15 protein-coding genes are annotated in these 18354 nt (G+C 66.2%); 6 read left to right on the top strand and 9 right to left on the bottom strand.

The genetic code is table 11. From position 1 onward, the window contains the following. Window positions 1-4: 4 nt before the first annotated feature. Entirely contained in the window at window positions 5-463 is a 459-nt protein-coding gene (locus GSE44_RS26520) for a transposase (RefSeq protein ID WP_159350538.1), read from the bottom strand. 423 nt (window positions 464-886) lie between these two features. On the opposite strand from GSE44_RS26520, the gene GSE44_RS19595 reads away from it, so the two are divergent. After that, window positions 887-1888, top strand: a complete 1002-nt coding sequence (locus GSE44_RS19595; protein WP_159350527.1) for an MBL fold metallo-hydrolase — start codon at window positions 887-889, stop codon at window positions 1886-1888. Between the two features lie 138 nt (window positions 1889-2026). Here the strand turns inward: GSE44_RS19595 and GSE44_RS19590 are convergent, their stop codons facing one another. Genes GSE44_RS19590 through GSE44_RS19575 form a run of 4 tightly spaced genes read right to left on the bottom strand, consistent with a single transcriptional unit; the run spans window position 2027 to window position 5995 of the window. After that, window positions 2027-2902, bottom strand: a complete 876-nt coding sequence (locus tag GSE44_RS19590) for an HpcH/HpaI aldolase/citrate lyase family protein (protein WP_159350526.1) — start codon at window positions 2900-2902, stop codon at window positions 2027-2029. Then, window positions 2899-4104, bottom strand: a complete 1206-nt coding sequence (locus GSE44_RS19585; protein ID WP_235924965.1) for a CaiB/BaiF CoA transferase family protein — start codon at window positions 4102-4104, stop codon at window positions 2899-2901. Before GSE44_RS19585 ends, GSE44_RS19590 begins: the two co-directional genes overlap by 4 nt. A gap of 20 nt (window positions 4105-4124) precedes the next feature. After that, complete coding sequence (locus GSE44_RS19580; RefSeq protein ID WP_159350524.1) at window positions 4125-5000, bottom strand: HTD2 family dehydratase; 876 nt, start codon at window positions 4998-5000, stop codon at window positions 4125-4127. Then, window positions 4997-5995 carry a Bug family tripartite tricarboxylate transporter substrate binding protein gene (locus GSE44_RS19575; RefSeq protein WP_159350523.1) on the bottom strand — a complete coding sequence of 333 codons (999 nt, stop codon included), beginning with the start codon at window positions 5993-5995 and terminating at the stop codon, window positions 4997-4999. Before GSE44_RS19575 ends, GSE44_RS19580 begins: the two co-directional genes overlap by 4 nt. Before the next feature lie 107 nt (window positions 5996-6102). On the opposite strand from GSE44_RS19575, the gene GSE44_RS19570 reads away from it, so the two are divergent. Further along, entirely contained in the window at window positions 6103-6897 is a 795-nt protein-coding gene (locus tag GSE44_RS19570) for an IclR family transcriptional regulator (protein ID WP_159350522.1), read from the top strand. Between the two features lie 747 nt (window positions 6898-7644). Here GSE44_RS19570 and GSE44_RS19565 read toward each other — a convergent pair. Further along, on the bottom strand, window positions 7645-8310 hold the full coding sequence (locus tag GSE44_RS19565; RefSeq protein ID WP_159350521.1) for an MBL fold metallo-hydrolase: 666 nt from the start codon (window positions 8308-8310) through the stop codon (window positions 7645-7647). A gap of 975 nt (window positions 8311-9285) precedes the next feature. Here GSE44_RS19565 and GSE44_RS19560 point away from each other — a divergent pair. Continuing rightward, window positions 9286-10266 carry a Bug family tripartite tricarboxylate transporter substrate binding protein gene (locus GSE44_RS19560; protein WP_159350520.1) on the top strand — a complete coding sequence of 327 codons (981 nt, stop codon included), beginning with the start codon at window positions 9286-9288 and terminating at the stop codon, window positions 10264-10266. A 424-nt stretch (window positions 10267-10690) separates the two neighbouring features. On the opposite strand, the gene GSE44_RS19555 is transcribed toward GSE44_RS19560, so the two are convergent. From GSE44_RS19555 to GSE44_RS19545, 3 genes are read right to left on the bottom strand one after another with little or no spacing between them, the layout of a single operon-like run. Continuing rightward, window positions 10691-12310 (bottom strand): hydantoinase B/oxoprolinase family protein, encoded by a 1620-nt coding sequence (locus GSE44_RS19555; protein ID WP_159350519.1) that lies wholly within the window; start codon window positions 12308-12310, stop codon window positions 10691-10693. Further along, window positions 12307-14394: a hydantoinase/oxoprolinase family protein gene (locus GSE44_RS19550; RefSeq protein ID WP_159350518.1), complete on the bottom strand. Its 2088-nt coding sequence runs from the start codon at window positions 14392-14394 to the stop codon at window positions 12307-12309. Before GSE44_RS19550 ends, GSE44_RS19555 begins: the two co-directional genes overlap by 4 nt. 33 nt (window positions 14395-14427) lie before the next feature. Further along, window positions 14428-15420 (bottom strand): Bug family tripartite tricarboxylate transporter substrate binding protein, encoded by a 993-nt coding sequence (locus GSE44_RS19545; RefSeq protein ID WP_159350517.1) that lies wholly within the window; start codon window positions 15418-15420, stop codon window positions 14428-14430. 213 nt (window positions 15421-15633) lie between these two features. On the opposite strand from GSE44_RS19545, the gene GSE44_RS19540 reads away from it, so the two are divergent. From GSE44_RS19540 to GSE44_RS19530, 3 genes are all read left to right on the top strand, one after another. Next, window positions 15634-16554, top strand: coding sequence for a LysR substrate-binding domain-containing protein (locus tag GSE44_RS19540; protein ID WP_159350516.1), 921 nt, complete (start codon window positions 15634-15636; stop codon window positions 16552-16554). Between the two features lie 113 nt (window positions 16555-16667). Beyond that, a complete protein-coding gene (locus GSE44_RS19535; RefSeq protein WP_159350515.1) occupies window positions 16668-17318 on the top strand; it encodes a GntR family transcriptional regulator in 651 nt (216 codons plus the stop codon). Window positions 17319-17372: 54 nt separating this feature from the next. Then, entirely contained in the window at window positions 17373-18353 is a 981-nt protein-coding gene (locus GSE44_RS19530; protein WP_159350514.1) for a Bug family tripartite tricarboxylate transporter substrate binding protein, read from the top strand. The last annotated feature ends 1 nt before the right edge of the window (window position 18354 follow it).

The raw sequence follows: 18354 nt of genomic DNA, 5'->3' as shown, positions 1-18354 counted from the left end.
GCGATCAAGCTAGAATGGTGCGGCGGCAGCCGCGTTTGAGTGTGCCCATTCCCAATAGACGAGGAGGGGCGCAATACAAGCGAGTGCTGGAACCGGCCCTTGGTGGGCAATGAACACAGCTTTGAACCCACTCCCTAGAGCTCTTCCACCTAACTCGGACGCATGGCTGGAGTTGGCGAGATAGTCCTTGCACTCGGCTGGGGTGAGGGTGTCGGGCAGGCGGCCAATGGTGACCCAGCGCGCCTCTCGGGCAACGGGCCGCGGGCTTTTGGAGCCGCGCCTTCCGCGTGGCGAAGAGCTGCTCAATGGGGTTCAGATCCGGCGAGTAGGGCGGCAGGTGGAGAAGGCTGGCGCCGGTTGCCCTGATTGCCTCGCGCGCGCCTGCAAGCTCGTGGTGGGAAGGTTGTCCCGGATGACCACGTCGCCCTTTGCCAGGGTCCGCGCGAGGAACTTCCCGACACAGGCCCGAAAGGCCTCACCCGTCATGGGACCGTGGAGCACGAGAGGGGCGGTAAGGTCGGTGCGGAGCAGGCCCGCGATGAAGGTGGTTGTGTGCCAGTGACCGTGGTGCGCGGCACCGACCAGGCGCTCGCGCTTCAATGCCCAGTCTCGCCGCTCCAACATCAGCGCCGAATCAGAACACTCGACCCCGTGCAAGCCTGAAGTACTCTGGCGCGGCAGGGGCCATTGCAGCGGTAGGAATGTTCAGCCATCGCAGGCGCACAGTTCAGTGAGTCGTAACCCGCAACGAGCGGGATGGGGGTTTCGCCATGGAAGGGGTTAATCATGTGAGATAGCCTTCGCCCGCGGGCGACGTTCAGGTCTCGCTTGTTGGCTAGTGAGGCCGGCCGCGATGCGCTCCGCCAAAGCGTGGAGGAGAACGGCTATGTCTTTTGGTCGACGCAACCTGCTGCGCGGCACTGCCGGTGTGGCAGTCGCAGCTCCGCTTGCCTCGCGCATCTTGCCTGCTTCGGCGGCAGCACCTTTCCGTAACGACGCACCACCCGCCTGGTATCGCTTCCGCTTCGGTGAATTCGAAGCAACGGTGGTGTCCGACGGGCGGTTGCCTCTCGGTAAGCCAGAACCGGCCTTTCCAGCCGCACCGCCCAAGGAGATCGAGTCTCTTCTACGCGGGAACTTCCTGCCGCCGGATGCCGCGACGCTGGAGCAGAACGTGCTCGTCCTGAACACCGGGAGCCAACTTGTCCTCTTTGACACAGGGATGGGTGACAGCATGGGCGCCGACAGCCGGATGTTCGGTCCGACAACCGGGCGCATGCTGCCAAACCTTAAGGCGGCGGGCATCATGCCCGAGCAGATTGACGTTGTCGTCTTAAGCCATGCGCATAGCGACCATTGCTGGGCGCTGGTCGATGCCGAGGGCAAACGCAATTTTGCGAACGCCCAGGTTGCGGTGACGGAGGCGGATCTGCGCTACTGGACCGACGACGGGAACAAGCGTGGGCCAGCCTTCATGGCGACGTTCGTCGAAGGCGCGAAGAAGAACCTGTCGGCCTATCGCGATCGTATGGTGATGGTGCGTGACGGCGCCGAGGTGATACCTGGTATCTCCGCGATCGCGACGCCAGGACATACCGTGGGGCATAGCTGCTACACGATCACCTCAGGCGGGCAGACCATGGTCTATACAGGTGACCTCGCGCACCATCACGTCCTTCTCCTGCAGCGGCCTATGTGGGAGTTCTCCTTCGACACAGACCCAAAACAATCGGCACAGACGAGAAGCCGCATGCTCGACCGACTTGCGACGGACCGGAACTTGGTGCTCTCCTATCATTTCCCCTGGCCGGGGCTTGGCCATGTCGTGCGGGCTGGGAACGGATACAATTGGCTTGCAGAACCCATGGATCTCACTGGGCGTGGCTGACGCGCAACTAGTCCGCCACTTCGGCGATCGACGGGTAAGATTGCCATCCGGATCAGAATGCATCGCTGGCTTGGCCGGCGGTGCACGCGCTCCGTGGACCTTCGGGCGCGGGCGCTCCGTTTCCGGCTTTGCCGAAAGTCAATTCCAGGCTGTAGCCCGTTCAAGCAGCCGGCGCGCGCGGATGACAATCGGCAGGTCGATCATGCCGCCTTCGAAGGCCACAGCGCCTAGGCCCTGAGCCACAGCAGCGTCGAAGGCTGCGAGAAGGCGCTTCGCGCGATCGATCTCCTCTGCAGAGGCGCCGTACTCCTCGTTGATGATCGGGACGTGCGAGGGGTGAATGCAGGAGGCGGTTGCGAACCCCAGGCCTTTTGCACGCTTCAAGCCTGCGCGGTAGTTCTCCAGATCGTCGATCTGCGCAAAGTTGCCCATCGACCCCATCGGCAAGATCCCCGCCGCTCGCGACGCGGCCAAGCCCTGCATGGTCCAGACATACATGGAGTCTGGCGAAGGGATAGCACCAAGCTCCGTCGCCATATCCTCGCCGCCGACCGACATCGCGGCCATGCGCGGGTCTGCAGATGCGATGGCAAAAAGATGCGGCAGCGCGTCGGGCGTTTCGACCAGAGCGATGAAGCGGGTATGGCCGATCGCCATGCCCTTTGCGGCCTCGCACGTAGTCACCAATTCCGACAGGAGGCGAATGTGCTCAGGACCCATGACCTTGGGCAGCATCAGAGCGGCCACCCCAGGCATGACGGCGGCTTCGATGTCGGGAACCGCCAGTTCCAGCGGGCGGTTGATCCGGACGACAATATCGGCACCCCCTTGTGAGACTCGCGGCACCGCCGCAGCGAGCGCGGCGCGTGCCTCGGCTTTGTGCGCGGGCAGGATGGCGTCCTCCAGGTCGAGGATAATTCCGTCGGCACCGCGTGTATGGGCCTTGGCGATGAAACGCTCGGCAGTTGCGGGTACAAAAAGAAGGGACCGCCAAGCTGGCTGTGAACGGCTCATGCGGCGGCTCCTGCTGCAACGGCGGGCTCGGCTTCGCCTATGGCGCCCTTAGAGGTCAAGAGGTCGAGTTCAGAATCAGTGTAGCCCAGCCCACCCAGGACCTCCCGCGTGTTTTCGCCCAGACGCGGGGCAGGGAGTTCATCTTCTCGCATGCCGCCGCTGAACTGATTTGGGGTGCTGGTGCGGCGGATGCGGCCCTCGGTCGGATGGTCTTCCGTCCTGAAGAAGCCGGCATCCCGCAGATGCGGGTCGACCATCAGATCCTCCAACGTGTTATAGCGCGCGGCAGGCACGTCGAGCTTGCCGAGGATCTCCAGCCATTCATCAGTCGTGCGCTGCGCCAGGCCTTCGGCGCGGACGACGAAATACTCGGCAGCATGGGCAGTGCGCGCCGCCGCAGAACTGAAGCGCGGATCATGGCGCAACTCTGGCCGGCCGATCGCTTCGAAAAACGCGAAAGCCTGCGTGTTGGTGTTTGGGCCAACGGTGATATAGCCATCCTTGGTCGCCAGCGGCCGGTAGTCTGGGCTTAACAGGCGGTTGTCGCCGGTCGGGCCAACGGGCGGATCGAAGGTCGCGGGCCCCATGTGCTCGCTCATGACGAAGCTTGCCATGTTCTCGAACATCGGCACCTCGATTGCTTCGCCGAGCCCTGTACGGGTGCGGCGGAACAGAGCGAAGCCGATGCTTTGTGCCGCGATGAGGCCGGTGACGTGATCTGTCATCACCATCGGCACGAAGCGGGGCTCCCCGGTGGCCCGTTCGAAAGTTGCGGCGACGCCGGACAGGCTCTGGATGATCGGGTCATAGGCCGGGCGATTGGCATACCGGCCGGCGCTACCGAAGGCGAGGATGCCACAATAGATCAGCTTCGGGTTGCTCCGTAGCAAGGTGGCATGATCCAGCCCCAGCCGTTCCAGCGCGACAGGGCGTACGTTGCTGACGAAGACGTCCGCCTGTGCCAGTAACCGCCGCATTGCCAACATGCCATCTGGCTGCTTGAGGTCCAGGCAGACCGAGCGCTTGTTGCGGTTGAAATTGATGAACTTGCCCGACATGCCGGGATTGCGGCTGCCACGGGCCATGGTGCGCAGCAGGTCGCCGCCGGGCGGCTCCACCTTGATTACTTCGGCCCCCTGATCAGCAAGAGTCCGCGTGCAGATCGGGCCGACAACCACGGAGGTCAGGTCGATGACACGCACGCCTTCCAGCGGTCCACCGGTCATGCTTCGAACTCCAGCGTCATTTCCGCAGCCAACAACCCGTCCTTGTCAGCCGCCCAGGCCCGCATCGTCCTGCCTTCAGGTGCGGCGCCATGAAAGGTCACGCCGTCACCTACAAAGAGCGGCCGCGCCAGGCGCGCGCTGTAGCCAGCAAGTCGGCCGGGGGCCCGCTTCAGTGCAGAATCCAGCAACAAATGCATGGTCAGGCCGCCATTCTGCACCACGGTGGGATAGCCTTCCTCGCCGCGCGCATAATCCGCATCGTAGTGGATGCGATGCGCATTCCAGGTGATGGCGCTGTAACGGAAGACCAGCACCGGATCGAGGAAGACCGTGTCCGACCAAACAGAATCTGCGGGCGCTGCAGCGGGGGGCGAGGTCTTGCTGGCAGTGCCTGCCGCGACGGCTTCGCGATAGATCGCGTCAAATTCGTCCACCGCCAGTGTCTTGCCACGTGCGATGATAGTTTGGCGCATGGTCAGCACCACAATCTGCCCGGTGCGACCTGCCTTGGGCGTGATGGCTGCAACTTCAACCTTTTTGGCCGCAGCATCGCCGACACGCAGATTGCCCATGAAGCGCACCCGGCGGCCGGCGCCCATGCGGCGCGGGAGTGGAATCGGCGGCAGAAACGCGCCCTTCTTTGGGTGCCCGTCATGTCCGATCACCGACTGCCGCGGCATGTCTGCAAAGAACAGGCTGTACCAGTGAGGCGGCAGCTCATCCCCGGGCTTGAAGCCGTCAGGATCCAGGTCAAAGGTCGCGGCGGCACGACGCACGGCCGAAAGTGCGATGTCCTCAGGCACCAAGCGGGAGCGGCCGATCCAGCTCTCCAGCTCCGGCAGCGCGGCGGCGATATCGTCTGCGGGGCTCATTCGACGGAAAGTCCCAGGCGCTGGATCAAGCCGGTCCAGACTGCGCTGCGTTCCCGCAAATATGCGGTGAAGCTCTCCGGCGAGTTGGGCCTTGCGGGAACGGCCCCAACACGCCGGAAGCTGGCTTGCAGAACGGGGCTCTCGAGCGCGTCGTTCAGCGCTGTGCTGATGCGGGCAATGATCTCTGGAGGTGTCTTTGCTGGTGCTGCCAGGCCGAACTCATTCACTCCGATGAACCCTGGCATGGTTTCGGCGATAGCAGGCACGTCCTGCCAGTTGTGGCTTCGCTCGACGCTGGTGACAGCCAGTGCGCGGATACGTGGGTCGTTCTTCACCGGCTCAGCCTCCGGCAGACCCAGGCAGCGCGCCTGCACACGACCGGCGAGGAGGTCGGTCATGCCTTGGGTGCTCTGCCGGTAAGGCACATGCACCATTTGCAAGCCAGCGCGCTCCAGCAACAGTTCCATTGACAGATGAGTTGTGGCGCCAATGCCAGAGGAAGCGAAGTTCAGCTCGTTGGGGCGTGCTTTCACAATATCGATGAACTCCGGCAGCGTCTTCGCTGGGATGGCGGAGGTATTGATCAGCAGAACATTTGGCGTGGTGCAGAACAGCCCGATGAGACTGAAATCTTTCTGCCAATCATAGCCGAGATTCTTATAGAGGGCGGCGTTCACGCCGCCGAAGGGACCAGTCGAGCCGACCATGATGGTATATCCATCTGCTGGCGCTCGTGCAGTCATCTCAGCCGCGAGATTTCCGGCCGCGCCTGGCCGGTTGTCGACCAGCAGCTGCTGGCCTAGGCGCTGGCCGATCGCTTCGGCAACGAGGCGCGACACGATGTCCGTCTGCCCGCCGCCGCCATAGGGCACGATCAGCCGAATGGGCTTGTCCGGAAAATCCGCGCGTGCGGTCTTCGACGTGACCAGTGCCAGCGAGACAAATCCAGCGCCCAGCATGCTGCGGCGGCTAAGGGACAATCCTGGTTGGCTCATGCAGCGTTTCCCCTTTCCAGGCCGGTTCGCCCGGCGCCATTGCCCCATTCTTGGCACGGATTTAGGCTTCTGGACCCTTCACGTATGTGAAGTTTGGGGAGGCACGGATGGAGTTGGCCGAGGGCATTGCGGTTAAGTCCGCCCGGCGTACGATCGAGGTGCTGGAGTTTTTTGCCGAGGCGCATCGTGCAGCAGGTGTGAGCGAGCTCGCGCGGCGTCTCGGCGCACCATTGTCGAGTACATCAGTGCTGCTCGCCGGGCTGGCGCGGATGGGCTATCTCGAGCAGGATCCCGAGGATCGGCGTTACCGCCCGACGCTACGCGTGATGTTGCTCGGGGGATGGCTGCAGGACCGGTTGCTAGGTGACAGTAGCCTGCTTCGATTGATGGAGCAGTTGCGCGCCCGCACAGGCATGAGCGTTCTCATCGGCCTTCAGCGCCAGGCGCACGTGCAGTACATATTGACCCTGCGACGTCCGGACCTGCCGGGAGATGAGAACATGCGCGCCGGCATGCTGCGCCCCGTCACCCGGGCCGCAGTCGGCAAGGCGCTGCTGATGCTGAAGCCGGATGATGAAGTCACCCGCATCCTACGCCGCGCCAACGCCGAGGAGCACGACCCGGCGCTGCGTCTGAGGCTGGGTGCCTTCTTCACCGACCTGCGTATAAGCCGAGCACGAGGATGGACAGAGAGTGCGGGATCGATGGTTCCGGGCCAGAGCGTGCTTGCCATGCCGTTGCCGTCACTACAGGACCAGCCGCCGCTTGCCATTGGGCTGGGTGGCCCACTGGAAGAGGTGGAAAGCCGCAGAGGGGACCTCGTGCGGAACCTCACGGAGGTTTGCCTGTTCCTGGCGGCGGCTGAAAGAGGCGCGGAGCGGCCTCAGGCCAGGAGCCCTTGACGGGCGCATTCCACGCTTCTTCGCGGCAGCCCTGCTGGCTTGGCCGCGGCCACATCCTATCCATCGCCAAGTTCGCCGTTCAAGATTCGTGCTTCAGTGATATTTGCTTCTGAATGCCAGCCAGACACCCGTCACCGTCCGGCAAGGGCGGAGATCCGCCGTGGCGGGACTTGCTGGATAACGGAATGCCGGCTTTCAAGACCGGGCAACAGCAGAGCGGACAGTGCCATCTACTGCCCAGAGTTATCCTTCTGGGGTTTGACTACCCTTGCAAGTGAGCCAAAGCAGCCGTGGAGCCGTATCGACATCAAGCGCTTGGCGGGCGGGCACGGTTTCGACTTCACCAACATCTTCAGCAATCCCGGCCTGGCTGATCCAACCCGCTGGGTGGCCACTTAGCCTGGGCACTTCGCCCGGCGCCTTACGATCGTGACGGAGTCTGCGGCGCCGGAGCGGGAACGCCTACTGCTTTGAATCCAAGTTTGGTGTGGCCTTTCCGCGGCGTGCTTCCTGGAGGACGGCGAGCCGGCGCCGACCGACCTGCAGGTGGCGGAATTGGCGGCAGCGGAACTCGATCGTTAACAGGCGTCTCACACCGCCGCGAGGTGCACTGCCAATCGGCGCGCGTAAGAGGGCAGCGCGTCGAGCCGCCGCACGACGACACGAAGGACTTCGTCAGTGCCGAGTGGGCGCGGAATCACCGGAGCGGTTGAAGAGGCTCTTCTGACAAAGACCGAAGACCGCGCCTCAGCCCCGGCCCTTGAGGAATGGGTTGGACCGGCGCTCCTCGCCGAAGCTGGAGCCCGGGCCGTGGCCGCAGAGGAAGCGGATTTCGTCGCCCAGCGGCAGCAGTTTGTCTTCTATTGCCGCGATGAGCGCGGCGTGGTCGCCATAGGGGAAGTCGGTGCGCCCCACTGAGCCGCGGAAGATCACGTCCCCCACCAACGCAATACCGAGCGCGGTGGAGACGAAGGCCACGTGGCCGGGCGTGTGGCCGGGGCAGTGCAGCACCGCGAAGTCCTGCCCAGCGACGGAGACCTTGTCGCCCTCCGCCAGCCAGCGGTCGGGAGTCACGCTCTCCAGCCCCTCGATTCCGAAGCGCGTGCCCTGATCGGCCAAGCCTTCGAGGAGGAAGGCATCGCGGCGGTCTGGCCCCTCGATCGGGACGGCGTCACCCTGCCGCGCCTCCAACTCGCGCTTCAGCGCGGCGGCACCGCCGGCATGGTCCAGGTGGCCGTGCGTGAGGAGGATGCGGTCCACCTTGAACCCGGCCTTATCCAGCGCGGCCAGGATGCGCGGCACGTCACCGCCCGGGTCGATTACCGTGCCGCGTCCGGTTTCCGCGTCCCAGATCAGGGCGCAGTTCTGTTGAAATGGCGTGACCGGGATCTGTGCGGCCTGGAGCTGGGGCATGGACCCGCCCTGCCATGCCGGGCCTGAGTGGTCAACGGCCCCGCCTTTCCACAAATCTCGACCGTCCGAATACCGGCGCGCCAAGGCCGCTTTCGAGGAGCTTACCGCGGAGCAGAGATGACCAACATGGCCGCGAAGCGGAAGGGGTAAATCTAGCCGAAAGCCGAAAGCCGAAAGCCGAAAGCCGAAAGGCCGCTTTCGGCCGGAGAGCAGAGGAAAGCTGATCTTCGTTCAGGTCACCGCTGACTGACGGTGGACGGCTATGGGGGGACCTCCGTGCGGTTTTGGGCGCGCCTCTTGGGAGGAAAGATGCGCGTCGGCCTCCGGGAGGGCGTTTGGTGATTCTTTTTCGCATCAAGTGGTGCGGCAGGCGGCCGGCCAGCGACGATCTGGCTTGGATGTGGTCCGAACCCTGTTTCTCTGAACTGCGCGGTGGCGAGTGGGCCATCTTGCGTCCACTCCTCACTCCTGCACTGCAGGCGGACCATCCCGCATGAGTTTCCGCCTTGGCCTGCGGTGTACTGGCATTATCCCAGATGGCGGCGAGCTGGCACCTGGAAGACGCTCAACGCGGCGCTCCGTGAGCGCCAGCGAATAGCAACAGGACGGGCGGCCCAGCCAACTGCCGAGATCATCGACAGCCAGGTCCGCAACGTTCGTCGATCCATCCCCGCAGCCCCGGCCGCCGCCTCTCGGTTCATGCCGTCCAGGACATTTGCGAGCGCGATAAGCCGCGCCGACACTGGCCCAACCTGATTCCGGCGCGCCAGAAGCCTCAGCTCCGCCCCCTTGATGTTGGCCCAGGTCACCACCGCCGCGCCCATCCAGTGACTTCCGCTAAGCCGGAGAACACGAAATCACGCCCCTGCGAACCACGCCTCACACAAACGAGTCAGCAGCTCGTGGAACGGGTATAAGAGGGCTCGCATCGCCCCTCCAGGGCGCAGCGCAACCAAAACCAGGGAGACGTTCTCGATGGCCACCCGCCGCCAAGCCCTCACCCTTACCCTTGCTGCCGGCCTCTCGCCGTCTGTCGCCCGTGCACAGACCGCGCAGGCTTGGCGGCCCGAGCGGCCGATCCGGATGATCGTTCCCTTCGCCCCTGGTGGCTCGAACGACATCGTCGCGCGGATCATTGCGGAAGCCGCCGGTCAGACGTTCGGTCAGTCAGTTGTCATCGAGAACCGCGCCGGGGCCGGCAGCGTCGTCGGCTCCGAGCATGTCGCGCGTTCGGCTCCGGATGGCTACACGGTGCTCATCAACAGTTCCCATGCGACAGTGCCGGCGATCGTCGCACGTATGCCCTATAACCCGGTCAGCGATTTCGTCGGCGTGGCGATGGCCGGCTTCTCCCCGCATGTGCTTGTCGTCAATCCACGACTGCCGGCGCAGACGGCGCAAGAGTTGGTGGCGCTGCTGAAGGCCGCTCCGGGCCGCTACAACCTGGCCACGGCCGGCCTCGGCAGCGGTGTGCACCTCGCCGGGGAACTGCTCCGCTCCATCGTCCAGGTGCCGGTTGAGGTGGTGCATTACCGAGGAGGCGGACCGAGCGTCGCCGCACTGATGGCCGGGGAAGCGCAGCTTGGCACGCCGACCATGGCATCATCGATCGGCCAGATCCGCGGCGGGGGGCTGCGCGCGCTCGCGGTACTTGCACAGCATCGCAGCCCGGCCCTGCCCGATGTGCCGAGCGCGTCCGAGGCCGGTCTGCCCGGCCTGATCCACGAGGAGTTCTTCCCCATCCTCGCGCCAGCTGGCACTCCTGCGCCTGTGGTGGCCACGCTCGGCGCCGCCTTCCGGGGAGCGATCCAGCAGAATACCGCGAAGCTCAACGAGATGGCTGGCGTCGCGCCGCGAGGGGGCTTCGAGACATCTGAGCAGGTGATGAGCTTCGTGCGCGAGGGGGTCGAGCGCTACACGGCGATTCTGCGCGCAGCGGGCGTGCAGCCAGAGTAGCTGCGCCCAGCGCAACGGCGCCTCAGCCGCCGCGCTGCTTCCGGAGATCACGCCATGCTGCCAGGTTTCCCGAGATGGATTGTCAGCATGGCCAGGATATCTCTGCACCGTCGGGTTCGGGGCGATCTGGGCGTTGAGGGGGGCGGGTGCAGAACGGCGTGACGGATGTTGGCCGAACGCAGCCAGCCGGCGTGTCGCCGTAAACTTGGCGGGTTCGGGAGCCGTGGCCCCCGCGCGCGTGATGCGCTTTGTGTAGCACCTTGGTTTGACAGGTCAGTCCCTCAAACTGGCCTCTTCCCAGCGAGGCGCGGCGGGCATTCAATCTTGAGCGGCTTGCGCGTGCAGCGGAGCAGGCTGCGCGCGGGCCGCTCCTGATCGCCCGCCTGAACTTCCTCGGCTGATCTGGAGTGATGTGGACCGGCAGCTACGCGACGTATCTGGCGCGCCGATCTGCCTGCAACGCGCTGGCCCCTCGTTCGGAGGCCGGACCATGTCCACCTCCACCGGGGGTGCCCATCAGCACGGTGTCTCCCCTCAGCAGTACATACTGTCGCTTGGGATCCACGGCCTGTCCGTTGATGTGCAGGAGACCAGGCGCCCCGGCTTCCCCGCCTTCGATCCCGAACGCCGGGAAGAGGGTGCGCTCGGCCAGGAACGAGACAGCGATCGGGGTTTCGGACCGGCTTTCGATCAGCACTTCCTGCCCCAGTCCGCCTCGGTGGCGGCCGGGGCCGCCGCTGTTCGGGCGCAGCCGCTTATGGTGCACCCGCAGCGGAGCAATATGCTCCGTGATCTCGACGGGCGTGGAGGAGACGTTGGAGGGCCAGGATAGGCAGGAGATGCCGTCGCCTTGCATATTCGCCCCCATGCCGCCGTTGAAGAAGAACATGTTGGCGTAGGGCTTGCCGGCGGCGTTAACGCCGGACTGGTTCATGCCCCACATGGGCGATCCACAGGCCGCCATCACCCGCTCCGGCACCACCTGGCCAAGGCAGCCGAAGACGAGCATGGGGATGTAGTGCCCGATCAGCATGCGGGAGCCGCCAGAGGCCGGAAAGACCGGGTTCACGATGCAGCCGGCCGGGGCCTCGATGCGGATGGGGCGCCAGGCGCCCTCGTTGTTCGGCAGGTTGGGGCTGGTGCAGACCTTCACCCCATACATGGTCATGGCATAGGTGTAGCAGAGGGCGCAGTTGATCGCGCGGTCCACCTGCGGGTCCGTGCCGGTGAAATCGGCCGTGATGGTGTCGCCCTGGATCGACAGGGCCAGGCGCAGGGTGATGGGCTTGTCCATCAGCCCGTCCGTCTGGAGGGAGCTGGTATAGGTGCCGTCCGGCAGAGCCGCGATCGCAGCGCGCATTGCCGTCTCGCAGCGTGTGTGGATTTCGGCCGCGAGGTCGCGCAGGTGGTCCAGCCCGGCCTGCTCCATGAGGATCAGGAGCCGCTCCTCCATCAAGTCCAGCGCCACAACCTGGGCCCAGAGGTCACCCATGGTCTGGTCGGGCGTGCGCACGTTCTTGCGGATGATCGAGACCAGCGTGTCGTCCTGCTGGCCGGCGCGCAGCAGCTTCATGGGCGGGATCTGAAGGCCCTCCTCGAAGACCTCGCGCGGCTCTGGGCTGCGGATCTTGCCGCCAATGTCGGGCGCATGGGCGGTGGAGGCGCTGAACGCCACCAGCCTGCCGTTGCGGAAGATCGGCTTAGCCACGGTGATGTCGGGCAGGTGGCCGGTGCCGAGCCAGAGATCGTTGGTGATCAGCACGTCGCCGGGCTGCAAGCTCTCCTCCGGGAAGTGCCGGATGAAGTGCTTCACCGTCTCAGGCAGGGTGCCGATGAAGCTCGGGATGCTTTCCGTGGCCTGCACCAGGGATTGTCCATCGGCATCCGTCACCACGCACGAGAAGTCGTAGCTCTCCCGCACCAGGGTGGAGAAGCTGGTGCGCACCAGCGCTGCCGCCGCCTCATCAACAAGGGAGATGAGGCGCCGCCAGAGCAGCTCGATCTCCACGGCGTCGAAACGCCGCACGTCCTCAACCGCGCTCATGCCACGCGCTCCGCCAGGATTGAGCCGTCGGGCAGCACGCTGATGCGGGCGCCGGGTCCGACGACAAAGGTGCTCTCGTTCTCCTCGAAGACCGCAGGGCCTTCGAGCTGCACGCCGGGGATAAGGGCGTAGCGGTCATAGACCGGCGTCTCGATCGCGCCGGTATCGGGGAAGTGGACGCGGCGCCGGCCCTTTAGCGCCTCCGCGCCTGCCTGCCCGCTGCCGATGCGCAGCGTCTCGCCGGCGCCTGGCATGGGGGCGGAGATGGAGAGGCGCAACGCCACGAACTGCACGTTGGCGCCCGGCGGCGTTCGGCCGAAGAGCTGGCGATAGGCCAGCTCGAAGGCGGCGAGCACGCCCTTCGCCTCCAGTTCCTCCGGCAGGGCCACGGTGATCTCCGAGCCCTGCCCGACATAGCGCATGTCCGCCAGCCGCCGGACGCTGCGGCGGGAGAGGTCCGCACCCGTGCCGTCGACAATCGCCAGGGCTTCCGCCTCCAGCGCCTCGAAGATGGCGGCGATCTCGTTCCACCGGGCTGTCGCCAGCGCCTCGTTGCGGGAGGCAACGCGGTCGATGCGGGCAGGGGCCATCAGCATGCCGATGGTGCTGCCCGCCCCGGCGCCGGGTGGGCAGACGACGCGGGAGACGCCGAGCTTGGTGCCGACATTCCAGGCATGGACGGGGGCAGCGCCTCCGGTTGCCAGCAAGGCGTAGTCACGAGGGACCCGGCCCCGCTCGGCGATGGCGACACGGGCGGCGCCGGCCATGTTCTCGTTCACCACGTCATGGATGCCCGGCGCGCCACGCCCCGCCTCGAGGCCGAGCCGCGTAGAAAGCCCCTCCAGCGCCGCCACGGCCGGGCCGGGATCGATCCGCATCGTTCCGCCTAGGAAGAAGTCTGGGTTCAGGTATCCCAGCGCCAGGTCGCTGTCGGTGACGGTTGGCTCCGTGCCGCCGCGGCCGTAGCAGACGGGGCCGGGCTGCGCGCCCGCGCTCTCCGGGCCAACATGCAGCGTGCCGAGATCGGACGGGCGCGCGATGGAGCCGCCGCCGGCGCCGATCTCAATCAGTTCCACGGTCGCGATCTGGACAGGCAGGCCGGAGCCGCGGAGGAACCGCTTGGTGCGCGCCGCCTCGAAGCCCCAGGCCACCAAAGGCTCGCCATCATCCACCAGGGCCAGCTTGGCGGTGGTGCCACCCATATCGAAGGCCAGTACCCGCTCCAGCCCTGCATGGCGGCCGAACCAAGCGCCGGCCAGCGCGCCAGCCGCGGGGCCGCTCTCCAGCAGCTGCACGGGCGCGCGCTTGGCCTCTGCCACATGGGTCAGCCCGCCATTGGAAAGCATGAGGAAGAGTCCGCCCGGGATACCGGCGCGCTTCAGCGCGGCCTCCAGCGTGTCCAGGTAGGTCTCGGCGATGGGGCGGACATAGGCGTTGGCCACGGTGGTGACCGCGCGCGGGTACTCGCGGATCTCGGGCGCGATGTCGCAAGAGAGGGAGATAGAAAGCTGCGGAAAGCGCTTGGCGATGACCTCGGCCGCCATGCGCTCATGCACCGGGTTGGCATAGGCGTGCAGGAAGCAGATCGCGAGGCTGGTCACGCCCTGCGCCACGAGATCCGCCACCTCGGCCAGCGCGGCCTCCACGTCCAGCGGCACCTCTATGCTACCATCAGGCGCCAGCCGCTCCTTCGCCTCTCTCCGCCAGGGGCGGGGAACGAGGGGCTTCGGCATCTCCAAGAAGACGTCGTAGAGCTCATATTTCCGCTCCCGAGCGATCTCGAGCACGTCGGCGAAGCCGGCCGTGGTGAGGAGGCCCGTGGCCGCGCCTTTCCGCTCGATCAGCGCGTTCGTGAAGAGGGTGGTGGCATGCACCACCCGCCCGATCGACCCCGCCTGAATGCCGCTGCGAGGGAGCAACTGCTCAAGACCTGCGATCGCGCCGCGAGAGGGATCATCAGGCGTCGTGCTTTCCTTCCAGATGGAGGCGCGGCCGTCGGCGGGGTCCAGGATGACGAGATCAGTGAAGGTTCCACCGATATCGATGCCCAGTGACAAGGAACTGGGCGAAAGGGACGCGATCATGAGCTTCCTTGAATTGGCGCGGAGGGGCGGCCGTCAGTCGCCGCGGATGTTGTTGGCCTGCGCGACGTCCTTCCAGCGCGCGCGGTCCCGGAGGATGCGTTGCTCGAAGGCGGGACCGGCTTCGCCGAGCGGCAGGAGTCCGCGCTCGGTGAGAATCTTCGCCGTCTGCGGGTCGTTGACGACGGTGTTGAACATCTCGCCCAGTGCCGAGCGCACTTCCGCCGGCATGCCGGCCGGGCCGGCTAGGCCAAACCAGTTGTTGATCTCCATCGCCGGAATGCGCCCTGCGAGCGGCGCGAGCTGCGGCGCCAGCGGCGTCGGCTCCTTCGCTGTCACGCCCAGGCCCTTGAGTTGGCCGGCGCCAATCTGCTGGGCCACCTCGGCGACGTTCGCCACCATCATGTCGACCCGTCCGGCCGAGACATCGAGGGTCGCGGGTGCGCCGCCGCGATAGGGAATGTGCGTCATCTGCACGCCCGCCGTCCCGCAGAAGAGCGCGGCGCCGAGATGGTTGATGGATCCGTTTCCGGAGGAGGCGTAGGTGGCTGCACCACCCTTCGACCGGGCATAGGCAATCAACCCGTCCACGTCGTTGAACGGCGCGTCCGGTCGCACGACCAGCGCCATCGGCGTGCCAGCCAGGGCGGAGACGGGCGTTAGCTCCTTGTCCAGATCCAGCGGCACGGGAATGCCGGGAATGGCAGGCAGCACGCTCATCATCCCCATGATGGCGCTGCACAGGGTGTAGCCATCAGGCGCGGCGCGTGCGGCGGTCTGCGCGGCGATGAAGCCGTAGGCGCCGCTGCGGATCTCGGGCACCACGGACACGCCACGCAGGCGCTGCACGCCTTCGCCCACCACGCGGACCAGAATGTCCACGGCGCCACCGGGCGGATAGCCCACCAGGATCCGAATGGGCTGTTGAGGCGTCCAGGCGGCCTGCGCCGGCGACGCGGTGCGTGACATGAAGGCGGCACCGGCTGCGCCGGTCAGCCAAGCGCGACGCGGCATTCGGAAGAACGTCATGAAGTCACCTCCTGGCGGGCCGAGTGAGGCAGGCATCCATCCCACGGCCGCCGGATCGCTGCCCGGGCGGCTCATTGTGGCCGTTCCATCCCATGTGCATCTGGCATGGGTCTTGGCCACGCTGCCGCGGCTGGTTTCCGGCTGAGCCCCAGGTTCAGCCCGATGTCGCGGAACCGCAACTGAAACTCGCGCATGTCTTCATGACGATCTAGAATGAACCGCTGGATGCGCCGCCATGTTCCTCCCACCTCCGCCCTGCAGGCCTTCGAGGCCTGCGCCCGCCATCTCAGCGTCTCTCGCGCCGCGGAGGAGCTGCGGCTGACCCAGAGCGCGGTCAGCCGCCAACTTGCGGGGTTGGAAGCGCTGCTTGGCCTGCGTCTTTTCCAGCGGGTGCGGCAGCGGCTGGTCCTTACGCCGGCCGGTGCTGCCTATGCGCCGCAGGTCCGTGCCAGCCTAGCGCGCCTCGAGGGCGCCACTCTGGAACTGCTGGCGCATCGCGGGGCCGGCGGGACGCTGAACCTCGCGGTTTCCCCGACCTTTGGCGCGCGCTGGCTCATGCCGCGCCTGCCGGGCTTCCGCGCCGCCTATCCGGCAATGATGCTCAACTTCCGGAACTACACCACGCGGCTGACGCCTATGGACTTCGCGGCCGAGGATGTGGATGCCGCAATCATCCTCACCGGCGCCGCCGCGCCCGGCATCGTCAGCCATGATCTGGTCGAGGATGCACGGCTGCCTGTCTGCGCACCGGCGGTGGCCGCCATGCTGCGCAGCCCGGCTGACTTGTCTCGCCAAGTCCTGCTGCAGCAGACCACGCGGCCGCGGGGCTGGGTGGAATGGCTGGCGGAGGCCGGGCTGGAGGGAATCGACGGGCTGCGCGGGCCGCAGTTCCAGCACATGGCTATGGTGGCGGAGGCCGCCGCGGCCGGGCTGGGGGTCGCGCTGCTTCCAGGCTTCCTCATCGAGGCCGACATAGCCTGCGGCCGCCTCGCTACGCCCTTCTCGCAAGTGCTGGGCGGCGGCATGGCCTATCGTCTCGTCTATCCGGAGGCGGCGGAGGAGGTGCCAGCCCTGCGGGCCTTCCGCGATTGGCTGATCGCAGAGGCAGAGGGCGCTGCGGCACACCGCGCCTGATCTTATTCCGGCCGACGATCATGCGGGTTGCCACCGGTATGTATACATGCATTCATGTGTGCATGAGTTGGAGCATGGCAAACCGCGATAGCCTGGATCGGGCACCGTCTGGCATGACGGCGGCCGAATTGGTTTTCCGCCAGCTTCTCGGAGCCATCACCAGCGGCGAGCTGACGTCCGACACAGTGGAAACCGAGGAGCGCCTCGCGGCGCGCTACAAGGTCAGCCGCACCCCGCTTCGCGACGCGGTGCGGCGGCTCGAACAGTTGCGGCTCCTGGTCCGCGAACCGGCGCGGGGCCTCCGCGTGCCACCCCTCTCGATGGGGGAAATGCATGACCTGTCCGCTACGCGCGAAGTGCTGGAAGGGCTGCTCGCCAGCGCCGCAGCCGATGGCGTCGCGCGTGGCATGGTCCGGCTGGACCGGCTGCGGGACATCCATGCGCGGCACCTTCGCGTGCTGGGGATCGGGGATCCCGAGCTCGTCTTGTCCGTCGGCTACGATTTCCACGAGGAGTTGCGTCGGCTGAGCGGGAACGAGTCCGCCGCGGCGTGCCATGAGCAGGTGCTGGTCGGCTTCGAGCGCTATCGTCATCTCGCGCGCGCCGTGCCGGAGCGCCATGACCGGATCGCGGCGGAGCACACGGAGATTCTTGCCGCAATCGAGGCTGGTCGGGCGCAGGCCGCAGAGGTCGCGATGCGGCGCCACATTGCTGCAGGCCGCGAACTCTACGTCGAAGTGCTTTCAAGAACGATTTCAAAATAACCAAACGGGAAATGCCACCGCACGCGGCTTGCCTCACCATAGGGGAATCGGATCATGCTGCGTTGCCTTTTCGTCGCCATACTGCTCACCGCCACCGGTGCCGTGCCGGGACTGGCACAGGGACAGCCATCAGCGCCGGCCTTCCCCACGAAGCCGGTGCGCATCGTGGTGCCCTTCTCCGCAGGCGGCACCGCCGATGTGTCCGGTCGGATCATGGCGGAACATCTCGGCGCCCTCTGGGGGCAGCCGGTTGTCGTGGAGAACCGCCCCGGTGCGGGCGGTAACATCGGTGCCGAAGTGGTGGCCCGCTCCCCGGGGGACGGCTACACGCTACTGGTCGGCACCGTCGGCATCCACGCGGCCAGCGCGATCTATCCCCGGCTGACCTATGATCCGGCCAAGGACATCGCGCCCGTCACCGTGCTGATCGACGTGCCCAACGTCATCATCGTGAACCCCTCCCTTCCAGTGCGGAACCTGCAGGAACTGGTCGCGCTGGCGCGGCAGAAGCCGGGACAGCTCACCTTCGGCTCCGCCGGCAACGGCAGCTCCACCCACCTCGCGGGCGAACTCTTCCTGCTGAGCGCCGGCGTGCAAATGTCGCATGTGCCCTATCGCGGCAGCTCCATGGCGCTGAACGACCTGGTCGCCGGCAATTTGAACGCGATGTTCGAGAACCTTCCCACCGTCCCGCCACTGGTGCAGGGCAACGCCGTGCGTCCCCTCGCCCTGACCTCCGCCACGCGTTCCGACGCGCTGCCGGATGTGCCGACCGCCGCTGAAGCCGGTGTGGAGGGCTACGTTGCCACCGCCTGGATGACCCTCGCCGCCCCGGGCACCGTTCCGGAGCAGCTACTTGAACGCCTGAATGCCGATGCCCGCCAGGTGCTGGCGCTGCCGGTGGTGCAGCAGCGGCTGCGGCAGCTCGGTGCGACGCCGGTGGGCGGAACGGTTGCCGAGTCCCGCCGCTTCTTCGCCACAGAGACGGAGAAGTGGAACCGCGTCATCCAGGCCGCGAACATCCGGCTCAACTGAG

It is taken from the genome of Muricoccus harenae (assembly GCF_009848505.1).
In the GTDB taxonomy this organism is placed as follows: Bacteria; Pseudomonadota; Alphaproteobacteria; order Acetobacterales; family Acetobacteraceae; genus Roseomonas; species Roseomonas harenae.
Note: the sequence above shows the minus strand (reverse complement) of the source record. Positions and strands in the feature narration are given on the sequence as shown.